Source organism: Spirosoma panaciterrae DSM 21099, assembly GCF_000374025.1.
GTDB lineage: Bacteria > Bacteroidota > Bacteroidia > Cytophagales > Spirosomataceae > Spirosoma > Spirosoma panaciterrae.
Map to the genome: position 1 here is coordinate 1 of NZ_KB893226.1, position 3806 is coordinate 3806.

Here is a 3806-nt window from a genome sequence, read left to right on the forward strand (position 1 = left end):
GGCCTTCTTCTTCCAATGGGGCAGATTTACACGTTAAGCAACTAAGGGTTTAGTTATTCTTTGTCGGGACGACGTAAAGGTCGTCGGTTTCCAATATCAAACGCAGAACTACTTTCAAAGCTATATTTCCCCAATCGGTTGATGTGTTCAAAGCGGCAAGGAGACAAGTGTTCGAAATGCGTTTCATCAACTGGATAACCTTCCGACTTTAACTGCCGCAGCACTTCCTGCATATACACCGTGTTCCATAACACAACGCAATTCGCTACAATAGTAAGACTCCAGCTTGATTCCATCTGCTGCTCATGTTGTTTGCGTCGGATCACACCATCGGAGCCGAACCACAACCAAGCCCGAAGACCGTTCAGTTCTTCTCCCTTGTTCAACTGCCCATGAATACGTCGACGCATCGGTTTACTCTGAAGGTAACGTAGAATAAAGATCGTTTTGATGAGTTGACCATAAGCCTGTAGCACATACGTCAGGTTATTTTGACGAGGATAGGCCTGAAGCTTTCGGATGAATAAGGAGGCTGCTACCTCACCCGATTGAACTGATCCAGCTAACCGCAACAACTCGTCCCAGTGCCGCTCAATGTAATCAGGATTGATCATTCCAGTAAACTTCAACCCTGGGTATGTCCAGTCCTTGCCTTTGATTTTGCATAGTCGCTGATCGGCGATATCCCGTAAGCGGGGCGAGAACAAAAGCCCCAGCAGATCGAACAACGCAAAGATAATATCGGTGTAGCCAGCCGTGTCAGTGGTGTGTTCGGTAATCCGTAAGTCTGTTTGATTACCAATAATTTCGTCCAGAACGACGGTGGCATCCCGCAGGGTGGCTGGTACGACCTTGGTGCCATATTGAGCGTACTGGTCGGCGGTGTGGTTCTGTTGGGTAATGCCTTTGCCCGGCCCAAAGTAATTGGGCAGCGCACGGGCGTTACGGACTTTTCCGCTGATGGGGAATCGCTGACCGTCGGAGGAAGAAAACGTCCCGTCTCCCCAGTAGGAGGCTAACCACTGGCGATGTTGCTCATTGACCAGTATATTGTTAGCCGCTCGCAGTGTTTCTTCCCGCAAATAATTGGCTCCCGTCCACCAAAGGCTCTGATAGGCTAAACCCGATGAGCGGGCCATGTCGGATAAGGGGATATTGCAACCCAACGCCAATAGGGTTGCCAACAGGCGAGTAGGGTGATCCTCGCCACGGGCGGCATGTTCAAGACCCGGCAAGTAGTGGGTAAAACCCACCCAGTTGTCCACCTCGACCAGAATATCGGTCAAGTCAACCGCAGGCATACGACGATTGATCTCCTCTTGCAGGGCTTTGACGGCCGGTGGCACTTCTTCGGCCGTTAAGCGGGTCAATACCAGATGACCGTCTTCCAAACGCAGATCGCCACCGGCTTCCAATAGCTTCTGCATAGGGGCTAACAGCGTTTCCAATTCGGTGACGCGTTGGTTGAGTCGGTCGATTGGTAGGGGTGGAAGATTGAGCTGCCGACACAGTTCTTCCCGGCGAAGCGCCCATTCAGTCGGTGGCATCAGATAACTATTCAGATTGCCGTATTCGTAAGAGGGCTCCACAAACACATCTCCTGAACGAAGTCGGTCCCGCAACGTGGCCAGCACACTCAGTTCATAAGCAGCACGGTCCCAGCCTGTTTCAATGTTATAGGCAAACTTGCGCCAGAGGGGCTTGATAAAGTTACTGGGTGGGGTGGGCGGTAATTTACGTCGGCTACCCTGTTGTAACTCAATGACTAGGTCGAGTGCTTTGTCGAAATCGTCACCCGTAAAACCATGTTGGAAGACGATCTGCCCCAGCAGGTACGGGGTGAACTGTTTGAAAAAGCCATAGCGTTTAGCCAGAAAGCTTAGCTTTGAGTGGCGAGTGGGATGTAACAAGGCTTCAACGGCCTGCCAGGACAGCAGGAGTTTATCGCGGGGAATGGTTTGATAGATCGCCGGCCGCACCTGATCAGCAGGCGTTCCGGCTTCATCCAGCACGACTTTTACCGCTCCACCCAAGGTTTGCAGAGCTGTGTCTTTAGCCGCAGCAACCTCCTGCTGATACTGTTCATACTCCCGACGGGCTTTGGCCAGATTGTATTCCCAGAAGGCATCAAACATGGCCACTACCTCATCGGTCAGGGTAAGCAGGCTTTCGCGCAGAAAAGCCACCAGGATGGGATAGCGTTTATGGGCTGGAAGACGTTCCAGATGGCGGTTAGACCGATGCCGGGCAATCATACTCAGCCGTTTTTGGCGATTGGCAGCCATCGAATCACTCCTCCAGGCGGGTACACCAAATTCCCGAAGGTATTTCAGTTTATCCAGCACCGTGCGAATAGCCGCCGGATTACTGCCGGTTGCCGCCTGAACGAGCCACCGGTGCCGAGTAATCGTCAGATCCTTGTCCGGTGTCAGCAACCCATCCAGGCGGGCCTTCAGTTCATCGCTCAGCAGCGGACTCAGTCGACGGTACGTCTCCAGATGGGCTTGTTCATTGATGCTGCCTACCAGCCGCTCCAGTACGAGGATCGCCGGCCGCACCAGGCGTTGCTGATGCAGCTTCTGAACCGTCATGGCCAGTAACACCCGTTCTCCATCATGCTCTAAAGCTCGTTCCAGCAGCCAGGGTTCCAACCAGGTCACATCCAATGGCTCCCATCGGCGAAACCCCAGGTGTTTGATCACTAGCGTGAAGTGATTGCTGCGCGTTTGTTGGCGATGACCATAGTCTGCCAGGTGGACAGCTTCAGTGCGGAGTTGCCTGGCGACGAACTCGACCACATCGAGGGGTAGCTGGTTCCACCAGTTATCGGGTAAAATACCCATCAGTCGCAGTAGGCCAATTTGCAAGGCAACGGCTAACCGATTGGTCTCTCCCCGCAAAGTAAGGACAACTAATCGGTCGGCATGAGTCAGGTAAAAATGTTGGCGAAGATCCGCTTCCAGAATGATGGACGGGACGGACTCATAGCGGGTCCGTTCGGGAACAGATAAAAAGTCGAGTGGCATTGGAATGGGTTATCAAAAAGGGTGTCCAAATCAGTCCTCGTTTTTAGCGCACACAGGCCGATTCTAAGGGCGAAAAGTTAGCTTTGTAAAGGAACTCCTTTTTGATAAGTCAAGATGGCCAAAAAATCACCAGACAAACCCAAACGGGTAGCCCTATACGCCCGCGTGTCCACGCTGGATAAAGGACAAGACCCCGAAACCCAGCTTCGGCCTTTGCGGGCGTATGCGGATCGTCGCGGTTTTGTTCTGGCCGCCGAATATGTCGATACGGCTTCAGGGACAACCGAGGAGCGAACGCAGTACCGGAATATGATTGGGGCCGCTCGCAAGCGGCAGATCGATGTGGTGTTGGTCTGGCGCTATGATCGCTTCGCCCGTTCGACCCAGGCACTGGTTAATGCCCTGAAAGAGTTCCAGAGTCTGGGGGTGGATTTTATCTCGTATCAGGAGAATATCGACACCACTACACCGACGGGCGAGTTGATCTTTCATGTAATGGCTTCACTGGCCCAGTTCGAGAGTTCGCTGATCAGTGAGCGGGTTCGAGCAGGTATGGCTCGTGCTAAAGCTCAGGGCAAACACATCGCGCGTCCCCCATTAGTTGAATCAAAACAGACCGAGATTGCGAGGTTGTACAGCCAAGGCGTATCGATGAATCAAATTAGCAAACAGATTGGGGTGGCCTATGGCACAGTTTACAATTATGTACAGAAAATCAGGCTTAAAACTAAGACCTTAGTTGCTTAACGTGTAGAAATGCCCCGTTGGAAGAAGAACCCC

The 3806-nt window shown here is 52.4% G+C and carries 2 protein-coding genes; one reads left to right on the forward strand and one right to left on the reverse strand.

The annotated features are described in order from the left end of the window. Nucleotides 1-53 precede the first annotated feature (53 nt). Nucleotides 54-3026 (reverse strand): Tn3 family transposase, encoded by a 2973-nt coding sequence (locus B153_RS0129410; RefSeq protein ID WP_020600335.1) that lies wholly within the window; start codon nt 3024-3026, stop codon nt 54-56. A gap of 114 nt (nt 3027-3140) precedes the next feature. On the opposite strand from B153_RS0129410, the gene B153_RS36150 reads away from it, so the two are divergent. After that, on the forward strand, nt 3141-3773 hold the full coding sequence (locus B153_RS36150) for a recombinase family protein (protein ID WP_020600336.1): 633 nt from the start codon (nt 3141-3143) through the stop codon (nt 3771-3773). Nucleotides 3774-3806: the final 33 nt, after the last annotated feature.

Bases quoted from the DNA above. Each gene is read 5' to 3' on its own strand.
- B153_RS0129410 (WP_020600335.1), bottom strand. From the start codon at position 3,026: ATGCCACTCGACTTTTTATCTGTTCCCGAACGGACCCGCTATGAGTCC.
- B153_RS36150 (WP_020600336.1), top strand. From the start codon at position 3,141: ATGGCCAAAAAATCACCAGACAAACCCAAACGGGTAGCCCTATACGCC.